Source organism: Chryseobacterium soldanellicola (genome assembly GCF_900100115.1).
GTDB classification, from domain to species: domain Bacteria; phylum Bacteroidota; class Bacteroidia; order Flavobacteriales; family Weeksellaceae; genus Chryseobacterium; species Chryseobacterium soldanellicola.
Genome location: NZ_FNKL01000003.1, coordinates 520,465 through 540,044, shown reverse-complemented (window position 1 = coordinate 540,044; position 19,580 = coordinate 520,465). Strand labels below are relative to the sequence as shown.

Annotated in this window: 18 protein-coding genes; 12 read left to right on the top strand and 6 right to left on the bottom strand. The window is 35.6% G+C overall.

Translation table 11 applies throughout. The annotated features are described in order from the left end of the window. The first annotated feature begins 14 nt into the window (after positions 1 to 14). From BLT04_RS11990 to BLT04_RS11940, 11 genes are all read left to right on the top strand, one after another. Positions 15 to 626: a hypothetical protein gene (locus BLT04_RS11990; RefSeq protein ID WP_089756041.1), complete on the top strand. Its 612-nt coding sequence runs from the start codon at positions 15 to 17 to the stop codon at positions 624 to 626. Between the two features lie 26 nt (positions 627 to 652). Further along, positions 653 to 1,411: a sensor histidine kinase gene (locus tag BLT04_RS11985; RefSeq protein ID WP_228421943.1), complete on the top strand. Its 759-nt coding sequence runs from the start codon at positions 653 to 655 to the stop codon at positions 1,409 to 1,411. Continuing rightward, positions 1,380 to 2,060, top strand: a complete 681-nt coding sequence (locus BLT04_RS11980) for a response regulator transcription factor (protein WP_089756040.1) — start codon at positions 1,380 to 1,382, stop codon at positions 2,058 to 2,060. The genes BLT04_RS11985 and BLT04_RS11980 overlap by 32 nt, the downstream gene beginning before the upstream one ends. A 153-nt stretch (positions 2,061 to 2,213) precedes the next feature. After that, positions 2,214 to 3,536 carry a T6SS phospholipase effector Tle1-like catalytic domain-containing protein gene (locus BLT04_RS11975; protein ID WP_089756426.1) on the top strand — a complete coding sequence of 441 codons (1,323 nt, stop codon included), beginning with the start codon at positions 2,214 to 2,216 and terminating at the stop codon, positions 3,534 to 3,536. 228 nt (positions 3,537 to 3,764) lie between these two features. Beyond that, positions 3,765 to 5,693, top strand: coding sequence for an ABC-F family ATP-binding cassette domain-containing protein (locus tag BLT04_RS11970; protein ID WP_089756039.1), 1,929 nt, complete (start codon positions 3,765 to 3,767; stop codon positions 5,691 to 5,693). A 234-nt stretch (positions 5,694 to 5,927) separates the two neighbouring features. Continuing rightward, positions 5,928 to 6,287 (top strand): hypothetical protein, encoded by a 360-nt coding sequence (locus tag BLT04_RS11965; protein ID WP_228421942.1) that lies wholly within the window; start codon positions 5,928 to 5,930, stop codon positions 6,285 to 6,287. 161 nt (positions 6,288 to 6,448) lie between these two features. Beyond that, the gene (locus BLT04_RS11960) at positions 6,449 to 8,833 is read left to right on the top strand and encodes a TonB-dependent receptor (RefSeq protein ID WP_089756037.1); all 2,385 of its coding nucleotides are present in this window, start codon (positions 6,449 to 6,451) and stop codon (positions 8,831 to 8,833) included. Positions 8,834 to 8,879: 46 nt separating this feature from the next. After that, complete coding sequence (locus BLT04_RS11955; RefSeq protein ID WP_089756425.1) at positions 8,880 to 9,470, top strand: hypothetical protein; 591 nt, start codon at positions 8,880 to 8,882, stop codon at positions 9,468 to 9,470. 145 nt (positions 9,471 to 9,615) lie between these two features. After that, positions 9,616 to 10,950: a trigger factor gene (locus tag BLT04_RS11950; RefSeq protein WP_089756036.1), complete on the top strand. Its 1,335-nt coding sequence runs from the start codon at positions 9,616 to 9,618 to the stop codon at positions 10,948 to 10,950. Between the two features lie 174 nt (positions 10,951 to 11,124). Beyond that, positions 11,125 to 11,814, top strand: coding sequence for a hypothetical protein (locus tag BLT04_RS11945; RefSeq protein WP_089756035.1), 690 nt, complete (start codon positions 11,125 to 11,127; stop codon positions 11,812 to 11,814). 172 nt (positions 11,815 to 11,986) lie between these two features. Beyond that, positions 11,987 to 14,845, top strand: a complete 2,859-nt coding sequence (locus tag BLT04_RS11940; RefSeq protein ID WP_089756034.1) for a M16 family metallopeptidase — start codon at positions 11,987 to 11,989, stop codon at positions 14,843 to 14,845. Between the two features lie 189 nt (positions 14,846 to 15,034). Here BLT04_RS11940 and BLT04_RS11935 read toward each other — a convergent pair whose 3' ends face one another. Next, positions 15,035 to 15,619 (bottom strand): DUF3109 family protein, encoded by a 585-nt coding sequence (locus BLT04_RS11935; protein ID WP_089756033.1) that lies wholly within the window; start codon positions 15,617 to 15,619, stop codon positions 15,035 to 15,037. A gap of 5 nt (positions 15,620 to 15,624) precedes the next feature. After that, entirely contained in the window at positions 15,625 to 16,530 is a 906-nt protein-coding gene (locus tag BLT04_RS11930) for a DUF6427 family protein (RefSeq protein ID WP_089756032.1), read from the bottom strand. A gap of 42 nt (positions 16,531 to 16,572) precedes the next feature. Between BLT04_RS11930 and BLT04_RS11925 the strand changes: the two genes are divergently transcribed. After that, positions 16,573 to 16,806 (top strand): DUF6341 family protein, encoded by a 234-nt coding sequence (locus BLT04_RS11925; protein ID WP_089756031.1) that lies wholly within the window; start codon positions 16,573 to 16,575, stop codon positions 16,804 to 16,806. A gap of 83 nt (positions 16,807 to 16,889) precedes the next feature. Here the strand turns inward: BLT04_RS11925 and BLT04_RS11920 are convergent, their stop codons facing one another. The 4 genes from BLT04_RS11920 to BLT04_RS11905 all read right to left on the bottom strand — a co-directional run bounded on the left by BLT04_RS11920 (position 16,890) and on the right by BLT04_RS11905 (position 19,547). Then, entirely contained in the window at positions 16,890 to 17,327 is a 438-nt protein-coding gene (locus BLT04_RS11920; RefSeq protein WP_089756030.1) for a universal stress protein, read from the bottom strand. Between the two features lie 59 nt (positions 17,328 to 17,386). Further along, positions 17,387 to 17,992, bottom strand: coding sequence for a fumarylacetoacetate hydrolase family protein (locus BLT04_RS11915; RefSeq protein ID WP_089756029.1), 606 nt, complete (start codon positions 17,990 to 17,992; stop codon positions 17,387 to 17,389). 388 nt (positions 17,993 to 18,380) lie between these two features. Then, the gene (locus BLT04_RS11910; protein WP_089756028.1) at positions 18,381 to 18,779 is read right to left on the bottom strand and encodes a putative signal transducing protein; all 399 of its coding nucleotides are present in this window, start codon (positions 18,777 to 18,779) and stop codon (positions 18,381 to 18,383) included. A gap of 3 nt (positions 18,780 to 18,782) precedes the next feature. Further along, positions 18,783 to 19,547, bottom strand: a complete 765-nt coding sequence (locus BLT04_RS11905; RefSeq protein WP_089756027.1) for a 3'-5' exonuclease — start codon at positions 19,545 to 19,547, stop codon at positions 18,783 to 18,785. Positions 19,548 to 19,580 lie beyond the last annotated feature (33 nt).

Below are 19,580 nucleotides of genomic sequence, written 5' to 3'. Positions count from 1 at the left end.
TAAAAAATAAATAAATGGAGGAGGCATTTAAAGTAATACTCTATGTAAATAATGGGTTACTTTTAATAAGTGCGCTGGTTGGGCTTTTGAAATATAAGCTATTAAAAAATACGGAAAAATGGTATGTTTATTATATCATTTTTCTTTTTTTGATAGAGGTGACGATAAAGATTTCCATTTATCTTTTAGAGCTCGAGAATACAGATTTTTTATATCCGTTTTATGTATCGGGGGAGCTTTTGCTGCTGGGAAGCTTATTTATCAGTAAATCAAATATGTCCAAATACTGGTACATCCCGATTGCTATTCTCGTAGGATATTTCTTTTTTGTAAACGATGCAGAAACTAATGAATTTAAAAAAGTAATTTCCAATATTGTAGTGATTTGCTTTATAGGATATTCTCTTTTGACGGAGATCCGCAAACCTAAGGCAGAAGACCATTTTATACTCGTTGATGCATTTATGTTTCTTTATTATGCCGTTTCCGTATTTATATTTTTTATGCTTAAACAGCTGAAGACACTTTCCAATGATGATGTTTACATGATTTGGGGAATGAATAATATTTTGAGCAGCTTGGTCTATTTATCAATCATTTATACCTTTTTAAAATTAAAGAAATAACCCTGAATATCGGCTTTTTTATTGCTTTGATCATCGTTTTGGCGATCATCGTGGTTTTCGTTTTGCTGGCATACAAATTTTTCATTGACAGGATTATCAGAGAAAAAAACGCACAGCACGAGGCGGAAGTTTTACATCAGAAAAAGCTTGTTTTAGAGAATATTAAAGCTCAGGAAGGAGAGCGGAAAAGAATTGCGGTTATGATTCACGATGATATCGGAAACCGCCTGAATATTCTTTCATTATGGCTGAATAATCTGGACACAAAAGGGGATGAATTAATCAAAAACAACATCTCCAGCCAGATGTCTGCGCTGATCGATTCTGCACGCACGATTTCACACTCGTTATATCCTGTAAACCTGGAATCTGTCGGGCTTGTTTTGTATATTGAAGAATTAATTGTCAACCTTTCACAGAGAATAAATATTTCGCTCAGTGTAAGCCCGAAATATCAGAAAAAAGATGTTTTTACAGAAGTTCAGCTCTACAGGATTATACAGGAATTCAGCACCAATGTTCTGAAACATTCTGACGCCACAAAAGTTTGGATTTATATAAAAGATTATCCCCGTGATATGGCCCTCATCATATCAGATAACGGACAAGGTTTTGATTATGATCTTGTGAAAAAAGGGATGGGAATTAAAAATATTGAATCCAGAATAAAATCCGTGAACGCGCTTCACAAATGGAAAACATCCTTACAGAAAGGTACCGGAACCCGTTTAATCATTAAAATCCCACACAACAATGAATCAACAAATCAAAATATCCTTAATTGATGACGAGCAGCTCATCCTTGAGGGTGTGAAAATGTTACTTTCAAACGAAAAAGACATTGCAGTCTGTTCGACATCAAACAACGGCCCCGATTTTCTTAAAAGCCTGGAAACTCTTGACGAAAAAGATTTTCCGGATATCGCATTGGTTGATGTACAGATGAAGCCGATGAACGGTTTTGAATTAGTTGAAATTCTTAAAGAAAAATATCCCGATTTAAAGATCATTATTCTTTCTTCGCATTACAAAAGTTCGATTTTAGGATATATGGTAAAATTGGGGGTCGCCGCTTTTCTTCCAAAAAATTCAGACCGGAAAACTTTTATTGAAGCCATTACGATGGTTCACAAAAACGGCGTTTTCTTTACTGCCGAAGACCATCAGATGCTTTTTTCGTACATGAACAGCTCTTCCAAGAAAAAATCACTTTTCGAAATGGAAGACGAGCTTTCCGAACGTGAAAAAGACGTTGTAAAGCTTATCTGCCAGGAATTTACCAACAATGAGATCGCCGAAAAGCTCTTTATCAGTCCGCGCACAGTCGAAAGCCACAGACAGCGGGTTTTGGAGAAAATCGGTGCCAAAAATACAGTCGGCATTGTAATCTACGCGATTATTAATAATATTTATTCCGTTTCCTTAAAAATATGATTCCGTAGTTATACGGAATTTTTTATTTGGTGTTTTCTACTATAGTTTCTCTTTTTATTCTGTCATTACTTTGATGAAATGTTCTTCCGGAAAGCCGGAGGTTCAAAGATTCTAAAAACACAAAAGAAAAATGATAAAATCGAGACACTAACAATGGAAAATAGTACAATAGTATCCGTCGGGATTTTTTTCGACGGTACGGGTAATAATGGCATTAATGCAAATTCCCCGCAAAAACCTCCTTATAATAATGAAAGCTATTACGGTAGCCAGACCAATATTTATAAACTTTTCAAATTATTCAATGGTGATGAAAAGGCTTACATAGAAGGCGTAGGAACGATTACAGGAGCCGAAGACAGCAGTTTTGCGATGGCTACCTGCAAAAATCCTGTAGGATATGTAGGGTATTCTTCCGATGATAAACTGGCGAAAGCATTTGCTTTTATTGATGCTAAAATGCAGGATAAAACCAAGGAATATCACTTTTATATCTATGGTTTTAGCAGAGGGGCGATGTTGGCGCGAACTTTTTCTTACGAATTATTAAACGGATCAAGAATTGCAAAAAATATCAGGGTAAAATTCCTTGGTGTCTTCGATACGGTGGAATCTACGCCCTTCAATCATTATAATGTCACAGTGGTTCATGGCGTGAAAAACGCGCTTCATTTGTGCGCTGTCAACGAATGCCGGTATTTTTTTCCTCTTACCGGAGTTTTTGAAGATTCACAAAATATGAAGGATACAAAATCCGACACCGGAAAATCGGTCTGGAAAGAAATTTTCGTTCCCGGAGCTCACGCCGATGTTGGAGGAGGCTATCTTGAAGGCTCTCAATCGGTTTACATTTCCCCGAATTATGTTGTTGCCCAAGATCTTGAAGCTTATGTTTTAAAGGTAAGAAATACCAAAAAAGACGCGCAAGGAAATAAAATCTGGGATCATCTGTTAAAAGACTCAAAGATTGACGTAGGAAGTTATTTTTCTCAGGCTTATGTTGCGAGAAGCTTGGTTTATAATGATCTGTCGAAGATTTACGGTAAATTAATGATAACGGAAACCAATGCTCAGACTCCGGTTTTCAATACCAATTTTGATGAATCTAATTTTGAGTTTGATGCTCAGAAACATCCTTATTTAGTTCAGCTTTCAAACGAATTAGAAGTTTACAGCAAAGATCTTTTTCCAAACTTGAAACCAGTTTACAATTACGGAAAACTGGCGGATTATACTCATATTTCAGCCAATTTCGGATTGTACACAAAATCGATGCTTCAAAAAATAAATGGAGAAATTAATGTAGAAGAAATCAACAACGGACTGAATGTCCCGAGTCACTCATCCGTCAACACCATCAATCCGGCTCTTACATCAGATATTCATCTTTTAGAAGATGGCTCGGTGACGGATTATGCTTACGGAAGCAATATTCCGAACAATGATATCTGGAGCCGCTCGATATTAATAAAATAAGTTTTAAATAAAAGTTAGTACTTTTTCAGTTTTAAATTTAGGTTGGGCTGCTCGTCTGGGGCAGCCTTTTTTCGTTCGATATTGATAGTAATTGTCATTTAAAATTTAGATGTTTTGCTGTCCTTTTGGGCAACCTTTTTTATTTCTGGGCTATTCATTTCTTTTTCCGTATTTTTGCACCCGAAAAAGATTCAGTAGTAGTATTCATTATTAATTATTCATTAAGAGATGCTTTCGATTCAAGGTTTAGGATTACATCATTCGGGAAATTATTTGTTTCAAAACGTGAATTTCACGATCAAAAAAGATGATAAAGTAGGTTTGGTTGGTAAAAATGGAGCGGGGAAATCCACTTTATTAAAAATGCTTTCGAAGGAAATCAATTTCTACGAAGGAAGCGTTGTACCCGAAGGAAATATCACAATCGGATTCCTGAAGCAGGATCTTGATTTCGTAAAAGGAAGAACCGTATGGAACGAAACCATGCAGGCTTTCGAGCAGATCAATGCCTGGAAAAACGAACTGGAAGAGGTCAATCATCAATTGGCAACAAGAACCGATTACGAAAGCGATGCCTACACTGATCTGATCAATAAAATGACTGAATTAAACGATCTTTTAATGAACCACGACGCCTACAATCTGGAAGGTGATATGGAAAAGATATTATTCGGTTTAGGTTTTAAAGCGGATGATTTTCATAAAATCACCGACGAATTTTCCGGAGGCTGGAGAATGAGAATCGAGCTGGCAAAACTGCTTCTTCAAAAGAACGACATCATGCTTCTCGATGAGCCTACCAATCACCTGGATATGGAATCCATCATCTGGTTGGAGAATTTCCTGAAAGATTATCCCGGAGCGATCGTTTTGGTAAGTCACGATAAACAGTTTATGACCGCGGTTTGTAACCGGACTTTTGATATTAATAATAAAAAAGTTGATGATTATAAAGCCAATTATTCTAAATATTTGGTGATGCGTGAAGAGCGCCGTGAAAAACTGATTCAGGCTAAAAAGAATCAGGATGCGGAGATCAAGCAAATGGAAGACAATATTAATAAGTTCCGTGCAAGTGCTACCAAAGCGTCTTTTGCACAGTCGCTTATTAAAAAATTAGATAAAATTGAGCGTATTGAAGTTGATAATGAAGATGTTTCAAAATTCAACATTCGTTTCGTTCAGTCAATGGTTCCCGGAAAAGTTATTTTTGAAGCTCAAAATCTTGGAAAAGCATACGGTAAAAAACAAATTTTTAGTGATGTCGATTTCATCGTTCAGCGTGGAGACAGAATTGCGCTTTTAGGACAAAACGGACAGGGAAAAACGACTTTAGCTAAAATTCTTGCCGGAGATATTAAAGACTACTCAGGTTCCTGGAATTTAGGACATAACGTAAATATCGGATATTTCGCTCAAAATCAGGAAGAAGTTTTAACACCGAATAAAACGGTTTTAGAAGAAGCGGAAGACGCTGCAACGGAAGAAACCAGGCCAAGAGTTAGGGATTTATTAGGATCTTTCTTATTTCAGGGTGATGCTGTAACAAAAAAAACAAAAGTACTTTCCGGAGGAGAAAGAAACCGTCTCGCACTTTGTAAATTATTGCTTCGTCCGTTCAACACGTTGATTATGGATGAGCCTACCAACCACCTGGATATTCAGTCTAAAGAAATTATCAAGTTGGCTTTACAGAATTTTGAAGGTACATTAATTGTAATTTCTCACGACAGAGAATTCCTGGATGGGCTTTGTGATAAAATCTACGAATTCCGTGAAGGAAAAATGAAAGAATTCCTGGGAAGCGTTGGTGAATATCTGGAATACAGACAAAAAGAAACACTGAGAGAAATTTCTGCCGAAAAAGCAAAGCTTCACAGCGAAGACGTAAAAGTTGAGGTAAAGCCGGTTCCAAAAGAAGTGAAGGTTGAGGATAAATCATCAATCATTGTCAGCAAAGAACAAAAAAATATTCAGAATAAAATCAAAAAAGTAGAAGAAAAAATTTCCGAGCTTGAAACCAAAATCGAGGAAATGGAAGCTACTTTTACCAATGAAAATCCTTCCGACGAAACACTGGAAAAATACAACAAAACGAAAGAAGAGCTTGATGTAGCCCTTCAGGAATGGGAGTATTTGGGTTCTCAATTAGCTTAATTTTAAAATAAAAGATGCTTCGACAGGCTCAGCATGACATTGTGGATAATTCACGTTTTATTTTAATGTTGGTATTAGCGATGTCATGCTGAGCCTGTCGAAGCATCTAAATAAATTTAATTATTGTAAAAGTCTTTGTAACAAATAACCATTCATAAAGACTTATTCATATAATTCACAAAATCTTTTAATGAAACTTTAATGTAGGTTTTATTAATTTATTCTTATTTTTGAATGATGATTTTTAAAGAAAGCAGAAATCTAAAGAACTTTATCTCCAAGCTTTTGTTTGGGATCTACTTTATTGCGCTGTTTTCTCAAAATTTTCACAATCACAGTTCTGAGGAAGTTTTTAAAAGTTTCAATTTCAAAAAGACAGAAAATACCATCAGCAAAAATGTGGCAAAAGAAAAAGCCGCAGACTGTTTGGCTTGTCATTTTATGGCTACAGGACATACTTTAGTTCCTGAAGACTTCAGTTTTTCTTTCGAAAGCTATACGCATGAAGTAAAGCAAATTATTGCTGTTCAGGAAAGAATCTGGTCTCAGACTAAATTCACTTTTCAGCTTCGGGGACCTCCCACAATTTCATAATTTATAGATTTTATTGGCTTTAATTAGGTTTAAAGTTCAATGTTTATGGTTTAAATTTTTAATTAAATAGAGCAAAAATTCTAATTTCTAATTAAAAGCCATCTGCAATTTTTTCGATTTTTTTAAATGTACTTTAAATAGTACGCAATCAATCTATTACAATGAAATTGATATATAGTTTATTGTTGATCCTTTGCGGGTTTGCAATTACAAACGCACAAAAAACTTACTCGGTAGAAGGTATTGTTCAGGATTTTCATGATAAAACTACGTTGGAAAACGCTGTAGTGAAAATCGGTGATTTTACTACAAAAACAGACCAGAAAGGTAAGTTTTCATTTAATAAAATTCCTTCGGGAAATTATATAATCATTGCTAAACATCCTGATTGTAATGATTATACTGAAAATATAAAAGTTACGAAAGATCTGCATCTGACGATTACGCTGGAACACCATATTCAGGATATTGAAACGGTGACCATCCATGGGAGTCATAAAAGCAATGGTTCTTTAATCGTTAAAACGCTCGATAAATCTGAAATTGAGCGAAATTCTACGGATAATCTGGGAAATTTACTGTCAAAAATTTCAGGTGTTGCTACTTTGAAAACGGGAAATAATATTTCAAAACCTATTATTCATGGGCTTTACGGAAGCAGGATTTCCATTTTAAATAACGGAGTACGACTTGCCGAGCAGGAATGGGGAGTAGAACACGCTCCAAATGTTGATATCAATAATTTTCAGCATATCGATGTAATAAAAGGAGCTTCTGCGTTAAAATACGGAAGTGATGCGATCGGAGGAGTTGTCGTAATGGAGCCCGAAATTTTCCCTAAAAAAGACACCATAAAAGGTTCTGTAAATCTTTCAGGAATCTCGAATGGTAAAGGTTTAGGCTTAGATGTCGATGTTGCCAAAGTCTGGAAAGACGGCTGGGCAATAAAATCAGGCGGAAGCATCAAAAAATTGGGAGATCAGCACGCTCCTGACTACAATTTGATGAATACGGGAATGGATTTTTCATCCTTTAATTTCACTGTTCAGAAAAATGAATACAATCAGGGAATCTCCTTTGATTATTATCTGACGAACCAAAATATCGGGATTTACAGAGGTTCGCATGTCGGAAATAATGACGATTTTTACAATGCGATGAGCTTAAAAACTCCGATTTATACGGGGAATTTCAGCTATGATATTGATAATCCTAGACAGGTTATTGAGCATCATATTGCAAAAATTTCGGCATTCAAAAGATTTGAAAATATCGGAAAAGTTTCTGCAACGTACAGTTTTCAGTACAATCACAGACAGGAATATGACATCAGAAGAGGTGAATTAAATGAAATTCCTTCTTTGGATCTGGAATTAATGACGCATCAGTTTAACCTAAACGATTCATTGGAACGAGAAAAATGGTCTTTGGAAACAGGTATTGATGCAAGTTTTCAAAACAATTATTCTGATCCGGCAACGAAAGCAAGACGTCTGATTCCGAATTATGACAAATATTCTGCTGGAGTTTATTCGATTTTTAAATATAAAATTTCACATGATTTTAATCTGGAAGCAGGTGCGAGATATGACTTCAACCGTTATGACGTTACGAAATGGTACGACAAAAGCGATTGGGAAAAACGTTATGCAGATTCTTATCCGCAATTTTATGTGAGAACCAATCAAAACAGAGTTTTGACGCGTCCTCAATTGAACTTTGAAAATATTTCTTTCAATGCAGGACTGGAATACCACCCGAGTACCTATTTTAATCTGAAATTTAATTATGCAAAAGTCGGTAGAACTCCGAATGCGGCAGAATTATTCTCAGACGGATTGCACCATTCGGCAGCGGTTATCGAAATTGGAGATATGGGCTTGAAAAATGAGCAGGGACATCAGTTTAACTTAACGGCAGATGCAAAATTCAATGTGTTGGGAGGATTGAATGTTTCCGTGAACCCTTATTTTTTCATTACTAAAAATTTCATCAATGAAGTTCCGACAGGGATTCAAAATACGATCAGAGGTGTGTTTCCGGTATGGGAATATCAACAGATTGATGCCAAAATGTACGGTATTGATTTAGATATAAACTTTAAATTGAATGACAGTTTTACGTATGTCGGAAAAGGAAGTTATGTTCATGGGCAGGACGATACGCACAACGAACCATTAATTTTGATGATGCCTCCGAATTTTTCCAATGCACTGCAATTCAATAAAGAAAACTGGAATCATTTTTATTTTACCCTTGAAAATCAGACATTTTTAACGCAAAAAAGATTCCCGATTCATAATGCGACCATTCCTATTTATGAAAATGGGGAAGAAGTGGAAAAAACGGTTGATTTCAGTACTCCTCCAAGTGGTTATTCACTTTGGAATATTCAAACGGGCCTCAATATCAGTAAAAATCTTTCTGCGGGACTTATTGTGAACAATGTTTTCAATGTTTCGTACAGAGATTATCTTAACCGCCTGAGATTTTTTGCGGATGAAGCAGGAAGAAACTTCATCCTGAATGTTAGATATCGTTTCTAAAATTCAACAATTACAAACAAATTTTTTACAATTTAAATTCAAAAAAATGAACACACTATTCAATACTAAAAATATAATCAAATTATTAGCTGTTTTATTCATCGCAATTACTGTTGTTTCTTGTCAGAGAGACGGTTCGGCAGAAGAAGATGATATTCCTCAGGAAGATCTTACCAATATTCTTTTACAGGTAAAAGATGTTGCAGCAGGTACAACGGCGACCTACAATTACAGCGTTGGAGCGGGAGGAACGCAGACTATTATTTTACAGGACGGAAAAACGTATGAAGTCGAAGCTCAGTTTAAAAACGGAGATGAAGATGCCACTCAGGAAATTAAAGATGCAAAAGACGAGCATTTTTTAGTCTATAATTTCCCGAATTCTGACATTGCCTTGACGCGTACAGATGATGCTTCTTCTACAAGAGCAGACGGCAAGCATGTAGGGTTAAAAACACAATGGGTCGTTACCAAAGCGGTAAAAAACGCATCTTCAACAAGTCAGCTGATTCTTACTTTGTACCATGAGCCGGCAATGGTTTCTGAAAGCTCTCAGGTGAGCGGCAACGGAATTGTTTACGGAACACAGTCTGGTGGAGAAACCGATGCTCAGGCTAATTATACTATCTCAAACTAAATAAAAAGACGATCATATCTACCTTAAAACCACTGAAATTTTCGGTGGTTTTTTAATTATAAATATTTGATGCCGAAGAATTTATCTTTAATAGGGTATTTTGATAAAATTTTCATATTTTTGCAACCTAAAATTTTAATCAATAATGAAGGTTACCGCAAAAAACCATGATGATGTAAGTGCATTGCTTACAGTGACATTGGAAAAATCTGACTACAAAGAAAAAGTAGAAAAGCAATTGATTAATTATGCTAAAAATGCGCAAGTTCCTGGTTTCAGAAAAGGGAAAGTGCCTTTGAGTATGGTTAGAAAACAATATGAAGCAGGGATTGCATTCGAAGAAATCAACAAACAGGTTTCTGATGCTTTAAACGGCTATGTTAATGATAACAAATTAAGATTAGTTGGTCAGCCTGTTCCTCAGCCAGTAAACGAATTCGATTACAATGCTGATCAGTTGGAAGTTGCTTTTGAAGTTGGGTATGAGCCTGAATTCACGATAGATTTAGCTAAATATGAGGCTCCTCACTACAAAGTAGAAGCTTCTGATAAAGAGATCGGCAAAAGTATTGAAAACATGCAGAAGCGTTTTGCTGAGCAGGTTCCTCAAGATAAAATCACAAAAGATTCTTATATTGCTTTAGAAATTTCTCAGGTTGTAGAAGAAGACGCTGAAGGAGAGCACCACCACCATCCGAAAAATGCTACTGTTACTGCTGAAAACAAAGAAGCTTTCAAGTTGGTAAAAGGGTTAAAAACGGACGGATCTGTAAAAGTTTCTAAGGAAACTCTTGCCGGTAACGAAGAATTAGCTAAAGAATTAGGATTCAGCAAAGAAGAAATTGAGCATTTACACCACAACGAAGTTGAGGTTAAAGTAAAAGATTTCTATTCTTTAAACTTAGCTGAGCTTAACCAGGATCTTTTTGATAAAGTGTATGGCGAAGGAAACATTAAGTCTGAAGAAGAGCTTAAAGAAAAAGTAAAATCTGAATTAGATGAATATTTCCAGCAAAATGCTGATGTTCACTTTGTAAATAAAGTATTGGAGCAGGTTTCTGAAAAAGAAGAAGTTACTCTTCCTGAAACTTTCCTTGTAAAATGGTTGCAATTCTCTAACCAGAATATCCAGTCTGAAGCTCAGGCCAGAGAAATCCTTGAAGCTGAAAAAACTCAATTGAAATATCAGATCATCGAAGGAAAATTGATGACCGATAACAACATTCAGTTAGATTACGCTGATGTTTTGGCACAAGCTGAGCAATTGGTGAGAAATCAGTTAGCGATCTACGGAATCCACCATTTAGGGGATGAGGAAATCCAGAAATATGCTGTTGAAATGTTGAAAGACCAAGAGCAGGTAAGACAGATCTCTTCTGAAGTTGCTATGACTAAGTTAAAAGATGTTATCTTAGAAAAAGCGACTAAAAAAGAAACTGCAATCTCTCATGACGAGTTTTTGGAAGAGCTTAAAAAGTAATTAAGACTTTTATAAATACTAAAAACCACCAAGAAATTGGTGGTTTTTTTGTGGAATAGAAATGAATTTAAATAATTAACAATGTGTTAATTTTAATTCTAATATTGAACGTCTGATTTCTAATATTTATTTATATCAGTCAATATTCATATATTTACGGCTTAAACTTTATATATGAAAAAGATCATCATTCCATTTTTCTGTGCAGTGCTTTTTTCCACATCAGTAGCAGCACAACAGAAAACGACTACCACGGCGGCAAAAACGGAAGCGAAACAATCAAAGTTAACACCTAAAGATGTTATTGATAAATATGTCAGTGCTTTGGGAGGAAAAGATAAATTAGAGGCGATCAAAACGAGTGTTACAGAAAACACAATTTCTGTTCAGGGAATGGAATTTAATATGACCACAAAAAAAATGGGCAATAAATTCAGATCCGAACAGAGTGTAATGGGGCAAAAAATGACGCAGCTTTTTGACGGTGAAAAAGGTTATTTTGAACAGATGGGTAAGAAAAATGAAATTCCTGCTGATAAAATAGTTGAATTGAAAAAAGGAAAAACCATCGATGCTTTAGGATATGATCCTGCAAATTTTCAGACCGTTACGGTAGAAAAGATTGACGGAAAAGATTACAATGTATTAGCTTCTGAAAAAGGAAAATATTATTTCGATGCTTCTACAGGATTGTTGTCAAAATCAGAATCTAAAGAAGGAACAGCCGTTATCTCAAATTATATGACTGTTGACGGAATAAAATTCCCTGCAGAAGTAAATGCAGAAGGAAACGGACAGAAAGTTGTCATTAAGACCACAAAAATTGTTTTAAATTCTGGCGTTACAGATGCTGATTTTAAATAATAAATTACTTATTTAACATAATAAAGCCGGAATTTTCCGGCTTTTTTTATTATAAGGTAAATTTAACGCTATTTAACTCAATTTTAACTACTAATATACGAAAACACATTTCCTCACGTTGTGAATAATATATAATTTTAGCACCAGAAAAAAATTAATAACCCATATTTATATGAAAAAAATCATTTCAACATTTGCTGTTATTCTAATGTCAGCCAATGCTTTTGCACAGAATATCCCGATGGATGCTTCTGTAAGAACAGGTACTCTTCCAAACGGGATGAAGTACTATATCAAGAAAAATACGCTTCCTGAAAAGAAAGTAGATTTCAGATTGGCAATTAACGCGGGATCTATTCTTGAAGATGAAAACCAAAGAGGCCTTGCCCACTTCATGGAACACATGAATTTTAACGGAACCAAAAATTTCCCGGACAATAAGCTGGTGGATTTTTTACAGTCAATTGGCGTGAAATTCGGACAGCATCTTAATGCTTACACCAGTTTTGACGAGACCGTTTACATGCTTCCCGTACCTTTAGACAAACCGGGAAATCTTGATGCCGGACTTAAAGTGATGGAAGACTGGGCTTTTAACGCAACACTTTCTGACGAGCAGATCAACAAGGAAAGAGGCGTTGTTTTAGAAGAATTAAGATTAGGCTTAGGCCCAGATAAAAGAATGTCTGACAAGTATTTACCTAAATTACTATACAATTCCCAATATGCAAACAGGCTCCCGATCGGAAAAAAAGAAGTGCTGGAGAATTTTAAGCCGGATGTGATCAGACAATTTCATAAAGACTGGTACAGACCGGATTTAATGGCAATTGTTGTCGTAGGAGATATCAATGTTGATGAGATTGAAAAGAAAATCAAAGATAATTTCAGCAAATATAAAAATCCTGAAAAGCCAAGGGAAAGAAAGGTTTTTGACCTTCCAAACCATAAAGAGACTTTGGTGGCTGTAGAAACTGATCCTGATGCGACAAGCTCAATGGTGCAGTTTATCATGAAAGATGCTGATGCCTATAAGCCAGATGTAACGGTTGAACAGTATAATCAGAGCGCTGTTGAAAACCTTGCTACGACTATGCTTAATAACAGATTCAGAGAATTAATCAATTCAACAAATCCGCCTTTTACATTTGGTTCGGTTTATCATGGCGGAACATATGCGAGAACAAAAGAAGCTTTCCAGGGATTTGCGATGACTAAAGAAGGCGATCAGCTTAATGCTTTGAGAGTTCTTTTAACAGAGGTTGAAAGAGCAAAAAAATTCGGTTTTACACAATCTGAATTAGACAGAGCAAAATCTCAGGTTATTTCTAATATAGAAAGGTCTTATAACAACCGCGACAAAACAGAAAGTGACGAGCTGGTAGAAGAATATGTAAGAAATTTCCTGGAGCAGGAACCGATGCCGGGAATCGCCTGGGAATATGAAGATACAAAGAAATTTCTGCCTTCCGTAACTTTGACTCAGACGAATGATATCATCAAAAAAATGGTAAAAGACGACAGTCGGGTTATTGTGATCACAGGTCCTAAAAAGGATAATGTTACAATGCCGACGGAAGCAATGGTTCTGAATACTTTTGAAAGCGTAAAAATGGCTGACATTAAGCCTTACGAAGAAAAGGCAACGATTAAAAATTTAGTAAAACCTTTCAAATCTGAAGGTAAAATCACAAAAACCGAAACCGATGCCAAATTAGGAACCACAACCTGGACCTTAAGCAACGGCGCAAAAGTTACTTTCAAAAAAACCGATTTCAAAGATGATGAAATTGTCTTTGCAGCAAGAAGTTTAGGCGGAAATTCTCTTATTCCGGATGCAGATTTTAATAAAACGCAGTTTGCTTTCCAGGCTTTATCGGAAGCGGGAGTGAATGGCTTTTCTAAAGCAGATCTTACCAATTATCTTGCAGGAAAGCAGGTAACTGTAAACCCGTCAATCGGGACTTTAACGGAAGGGATTTCAGGGCGAACCAATCAAAAGGATCTAGGAACTGCAATGGAGCTGATGTATGCCTATTTTACAGGCTTAAATTACAATCCCGATTCTTTTAATGCTTTTAAAACCAAGCAGTCGGCAATGCTGAACAATATGCTTTCAAATCCGCAGTTTTATTTTTCAAGCGAGCACGCCAAATTTATGAACCAGAAAAACCCGAGATTCATAGGAATTATCCCAATGGAAAAAGACTGGGCGAATACGGATTATAAAAAAGCGTATGATATTTACAAAGAGAAATTTGCCAACGCAGGGAATTTCCAGTTCTATTTCGTAGGGAATATTGATGAGGCGAAATTTAAAGATCAGGTTTTACAATATATCGCAAGCCTGCCGTCAACTGGAAAAACAGGTACATTTAAAGATACCGGCTACAGACAAATGACGGGAGATTATACCAAAATATACAAAAAAGGGAAAGATCCTAAAAGTATGGTCTCAATCGCCTACAGCGGTGAAGCTCCTTATAATGAGAAAGAAGCGCTGGCATTAGAAGCGCTTGGCCAGGTAGCAACCATTAAAGTGATCGAAAAATTAAGAGAAGATGAAAGCGGGATTTATGGCGGCGGAGCAAGAGGCGGAATGAATAAAGTACCTTATGGAACGTATAATTTCAGCATCAGTTTCCCTTGCGGACCGGAAAATGCCGATAAATTAACCAAAAGTGCCATCACTGAAGTTCAGAAGTTAATCGACAAAGGCCCAGAGCAAAAAGATCTCGACAAATATAAAGAAGGTGAGTACAACGACGACAAAACCAATCTGAGAGACAATGGGTATTGGATGAATGCTCTTACCAAAAACCAATTGGATGGCAGCGATAAATACGAAATCCTGAATTATCAGGAAAAAGTAAAAGCACTGACCGTAAAAGATCTTCAGGATGTTGCCAAAAAATACCTTACAAAAGGAAGAATTGTAGCAACCTTAATGCCAGAAGATGGCTGGGAAAATGCCAAAAAAGAAGAAACGAAAGTAGAAGCGGCTGTGATAAAAGCAGGTGTAGCAAACTAAAATAATCAATTTTTCAATCAAAATAAAAACCGCAGATGTATCTGCGGTTTTTTTATGTAATATTATTTGACTTAATAATTATGTGTAATTTGATGTTAAATCCTTGAGAATTAAAAATGTAAAGAATTTTCTAAACTCTAAAACTCTAAGACCCTTAAGCCCTCAAACTCTCCAACCCATAAGCCCAAACTAAGATCCATACTCTCTTTTCCATTCATCCGCGGTTTCGCAGAGAACGGTGTAAAAATCTTCACCATATTTTCTGGTAAGCGGAGTTTTCAAGAATTTGTAAACAGGAACCTGCAATTCTTTTCCTAAAGCACAGGCGTCACTGCAGATTTTCCATTCATCGTAATTTAGGGCTGTAAATGTAGAATATTCCGTGATTCTGATCGGGTAGAGGTGGCATGAGATTGGTTTTTGCCAGTCTACAGCGCCGTCTTCGTAGGCTTTTTCGATTCCACATTTTGTAATGCCTTTTTCATCGAAAGTTACATAAGCACATTCGCGGTTTTCTACCATCGGCGTTACATACATCCCATCGGAAGGATCGGTTGTCCAAGTTCCCTGTTCTTCCAGGGCTTTAATGCCTTCTGGAGTAAGATAAGGTTTTACTTTATCAAAAATACTATCTAAAACCTCCAGCTCATTTTTATCCAAAGGAGCTCCCACATCACCTTCCACGCAGCATGCGCCTTTACATTTCGTAAGGTTACATACAAACTCTTCGGAAAAAATATCCTCAGAAATTAATTTATCGTCTATCTGAATCATAATCTTTAAAATAATTGAAAATAAGTACCTGCTTTAAAGGTAATTAAACTAAAAATAATCAGCCATAAACTGACTTCCTGCATCCAGTATTTAGGCAAAAACTTCATCATTCTGCTTAAAATTATACTTGAAGGAAATGCTAAAAGCAGTAAATATTCATAACTTTTATTCATATAAAGAATAATAGTAACCAGCTGAGCCACCGAAAATACAAGGAGAAATGTGTATTTATACCTGCTGATCGGGCTCTTTTTATTGTAATTCTGAAAATGGTCGTAGACAGCATAAATCAACAGTAAAGCGACCGGAACCAATGGTAGCATGCTGTTGTAATCTGTCACAAATTTCATTTTTCCAAAAGGAAAGTAATCAAAATTCCAGGATGTAAAATTAAGGAAAAACATGACAGAAAAATAACTTAATGCAATCATAACAATTCCCAAAAGAAATCTGAAAAGATTTAAAGCAATTTTTTCGGAAGTTGCAACCACATGAATGATCACGAAAACCGCCATCGGCCATGTCGTCGGAAGAAAAATAAAATTCAGAGCGACAATCGATCCTACCAGAACATAAGATTTTTTTCTGATATCTTCATTCGTACTTGTCAAAAGGAGAAGAAGGAAGGAATTGGTGAGCAGTGAAACGGCAATTCCGATGTCTAGATTTCCCGGATAAAGCCCAAAAATGAAGAAAGTATAAAGGAATAACGGCAAATGCGTCTGATAATTAAGCGCAATACTATGAAAACAGAAATAAGCCAGTGCAATTCCTAAGAACATTATACCGGCAATAATGGCTTCATAAGTGTTGAAATTCAGTATGTTAAATATTATTACTATTAAAAGAAGAAAACCAATATAAACAGGAATTGAAAAAATATTGCTTTCTTTTGAAAGTAATTTAAACATTTTTTTTAAATTTGTACAAAGTTAATTTAAAAAAGGAAAATAATGACGTCTTTCTTTCTATTCTTAAGTAAAGTTTTCAAATGGTCTTTCGGTTTTTACGATACATTTGGAAACGTTTTAAACTGGATTTTATTTGTTGTTTGCTGTGTACTGTTTACATACTGGTGCTATGTGTTAGTAGTAACGTTAGGTAACAACAAAGACAAAGACTACTATTCTCCAACAGAGGGGAAACACCCTTACTACGATCCTACGATCTATAAAAAAGAAGGTTAATTAATTGGTTATATAGTAAAAAACCGATCAAAACGTATGTTGTTTGATCGGTTTTTTTATGAGTAACGATTAAAATTAACTTCTTAGTCGTGAATCGGAAGTACAAGAACGGGAATATGAGAATCTTTCGTAAGCCCTTTTGTAAGACTTCCTACAAAAACATCATAAATTCCGCTTCTGCCGTGAGAGCCCATTACAATGTAATTGGCATTTTTTACTTTACAATATTCCAGAATTGTGTCTTTGGCAAGGCCCTGTTTCAGAAGATGTTCACATTCTATATCATGAGCGAGAATTCTCTGCTCAATTTTATTAAGCTGAATAAGCTCTTCTCTGATCTCATTTTGCTCAACCTCAGGAAAATACTGAAATCCCATATCGCCGATTGCAAAACCTATATCTGTTGGTGCAACATGAATCAAAAAGATTTTTCCATTGATTTCTTTAGCAAATTTTACGGCACCATCCACAAGCTGCTCTGTTTTATCCCCAAAATCTACGGGTAGCACAATATTTATCATAACCTTTAATTTTGTTATTTAAAGATAGGAAAATTATGCCAAAGCCTATATTAAATTACTTATAATATTCGGATATCAATGATTTTTTTATCTTCAAGGTAGCCTTCAAGAATATCATTTTCTTCTACTTTTCCAACACCTTTCGGAGTTCCCGTGAAAATAAGGTCACCCACTCGTAAAGTGAAGTATTGTGAAACAAAAGCAATAATATCATCAAACGAAAACATCATATCTTTGGTGTTGCCATCCTGCACTTTTTCCTTATTTTTTAACAATGAAAAATTCAGAGATTCCAGGTTAAAATCTTCTTTTTTGAAGAAATTTCCTACCACCGCTGAACCGTCAAAACCTTTTGCAAGTTCCCACGGCAGTCCTTTTGACTTCAATTCGCTCTGAAGATCTCTAGCCGTAAAATCAATCCCTAAACTGATTTCCTCATAATGCTTGCTGGCAACCTCTTTCTGGATGTATTTTCCACCTTTTGAGATCTTTAAAACAACTTCCAGCTCATAATGTACATCATTTGAAAATTCAGGAATATAAAAATCATTTCCTTTCAAAACCGCGGTATCAGGCTTCATAAAGATTACCGGCTTTTCCGGGATATCATTTCCTAATTCTTTTGCATGTTCGCTGTAATTTCTTCCTATGCAGATTATTTTCATACTATTTTATTTATGTCATTGTGAGAAGCGAATGCGCCGAAGCAATCTCACAATTATTTTATATTTATTTTAAGGAGCAATTTGATTACATCGAAAAGCTGTTTTTATTTTTATTTGAAGCTTTTTCCCGCTTTCCGCTATATCTTTTGTTGCGCTTCGCTACACAAAAGGATGCCGCTCAATCGGGGCTAGGTATTAGCCTTTTATTTCAATCTATCAACATCAAATTATCATTCAGTTTGTCATCCTGAAAGGATCTAAACTGTTAAAAGGAAGAATTTATCTAATAAATTTGTTGAGATTCTTCCGGAATGACAATAGTAACGTTTAGTATTAGAAGTGTCATGCTGAGCTTGTCGAAGCATCTTTAAATTCAAGATTAATTTTTCTAGTGCATAAACTCATTTCCACAATAATAACAGACAAATTTATGGCTCGTTAATATGGAAACTCCAAAAAAGCTTGTGGCGCTGTCATCCCTGTAAATATGATTCGAGCCACATTTCGGGCATACAAAATCAAACTCGGGATTTTCAATCGTATGTTCCACTTCTAATGAAAATTGTTCGTTTTCTTTGTAATCTTCTAAAACTTGATTCGCTTTTTCAAGATCTTCTTCAAAAACCTGCAGCTGGATTCCTCCGACCGCTTGAGAAAGCAGCCAATCGGACTGAATAAGCAATTCATTGGCAATGAAGCTATTGATTCCGTTTTCAGCCAAAATTTGTTTGTCTCTATTGGCTTCAATAGAATTTTCATAAAACTTAAATTTGACTAAATCATTCATTTTTTAAAATTTGCTTGTTAATTGGATTTTGGTAAAAACCTTCTTTGTATAAAGCGGGAAATCAGCATTTTGCAGCCATCCGTAATAGCCGAGATCTTTCTGGAAAACAGCTTTTACACCTTGACCTTTATATTTTCCGAAATTGAAAACAGGCTCCATTTTGTCATTAAGCCCGATAAATCCTGCTAAATCTGCATTTTTATTGTGGAATGTAAATTCGCTCAACGCAGCAATTTCATTCGGAATATCTTCATATCTTCCTATCTGAGCGTCTAAAACCTCAAAAGTTGCCATCACATCAGCTTCAGCGGAATGGGCATTTTCCAGCATTTTCCCACAATAAAATTGATACGCTGCCCCCAGATTTCTGGGCTCTTTTTTATGGAAAATTGTTTGAGCGTCTACTAATTTAAACTTATTTAAATCAAAATCTAAGTCTGCTCTCAAAAGTTCTTCCGCCAGCAAAGGAACATCAAATCTGTTTGAATTAAAACCTCCCAAATCTGCTCCGGAAATCATTTCCATCACTTTTGACGCAATCTGTTTGAAGGTTGGCGCTTCTTTTACATCCTGATCATAAATTCCATGAATTAAGCTTGATTCCAACGGGATTGGCATTTCAGGATTTACTTTCCAGGTTTTGCTTTCTCTCGACGCATCAGGATTTACTTTTAAAATACAGATTTCAACAATTCTGTCTTTACCGATATTCGTGCCTGTAGTTTCTAAGTCAAAGATACAAAGAGGTTTATATAGTTTTAAATTCATTTTATTAGTTATAAGTTATTAGTTATAAATTAT

Excerpts from the sequence above, each read along its gene's own strand:
- BLT04_RS11990 (WP_089756041.1), top strand. The coding sequence starts at position 15 with ATGGAGGAGGCATTTAAAGTAATACTCTATGTAAATAATGGGTTACTT.
- BLT04_RS11980 (WP_089756040.1), top strand. The coding sequence starts at position 1,380 with ATGAATCAACAAATCAAAATATCCTTAATTGATGACGAGCAGCTCATC.
- BLT04_RS11975 (WP_089756426.1), top strand. The coding sequence starts at position 2,214 with ATGGAAAATAGTACAATAGTATCCGTCGGGATTTTTTTCGACGGTACG.
- BLT04_RS11970 (WP_089756039.1), top strand. The coding sequence starts at position 3,765 with ATGCTTTCGATTCAAGGTTTAGGATTACATCATTCGGGAAATTATTTG.
- BLT04_RS11965 (WP_228421942.1), top strand. The coding sequence starts at position 5,928 with ATGATGATTTTTAAAGAAAGCAGAAATCTAAAGAACTTTATCTCCAAG.
- BLT04_RS11960 (WP_089756037.1), top strand. The coding sequence starts at position 6,449 with ATGAAATTGATATATAGTTTATTGTTGATCCTTTGCGGGTTTGCAATT.
- BLT04_RS11955 (WP_089756425.1), top strand. The coding sequence starts at position 8,880 with ATGAACACACTATTCAATACTAAAAATATAATCAAATTATTAGCTGTT.
- BLT04_RS11950 (WP_089756036.1), top strand. The coding sequence starts at position 9,616 with ATGAAGGTTACCGCAAAAAACCATGATGATGTAAGTGCATTGCTTACA.
- BLT04_RS11945 (WP_089756035.1), top strand. The coding sequence starts at position 11,125 with ATGAAAAAGATCATCATTCCATTTTTCTGTGCAGTGCTTTTTTCCACA.
- BLT04_RS11940 (WP_089756034.1), top strand. The coding sequence starts at position 11,987 with ATGAAAAAAATCATTTCAACATTTGCTGTTATTCTAATGTCAGCCAAT.
- BLT04_RS11935 (WP_089756033.1), bottom strand. The coding sequence starts at position 15,619 with ATGATTCAGATAGACGATAAATTAATTTCTGAGGATATTTTTTCCGAA.
- BLT04_RS11930 (WP_089756032.1), bottom strand. The coding sequence starts at position 16,530 with ATGTTTAAATTACTTTCAAAAGAAAGCAATATTTTTTCAATTCCTGTT.
- BLT04_RS11925 (WP_089756031.1), top strand. The coding sequence starts at position 16,573 with ATGACGTCTTTCTTTCTATTCTTAAGTAAAGTTTTCAAATGGTCTTTC.
- BLT04_RS11920 (WP_089756030.1), bottom strand. The coding sequence starts at position 17,327 with ATGATAAATATTGTGCTACCCGTAGATTTTGGGGATAAAACAGAGCAG.
- BLT04_RS11915 (WP_089756029.1), bottom strand. The coding sequence starts at position 17,992 with ATGAAAATAATCTGCATAGGAAGAAATTACAGCGAACATGCAAAAGAA.
- BLT04_RS11910 (WP_089756028.1), bottom strand. The coding sequence starts at position 18,779 with ATGAATGATTTAGTCAAATTTAAGTTTTATGAAAATTCTATTGAAGCC.
- BLT04_RS11905 (WP_089756027.1), bottom strand. The coding sequence starts at position 19,547 with ATGAATTTAAAACTATATAAACCTCTTTGTATCTTTGACTTAGAAACT.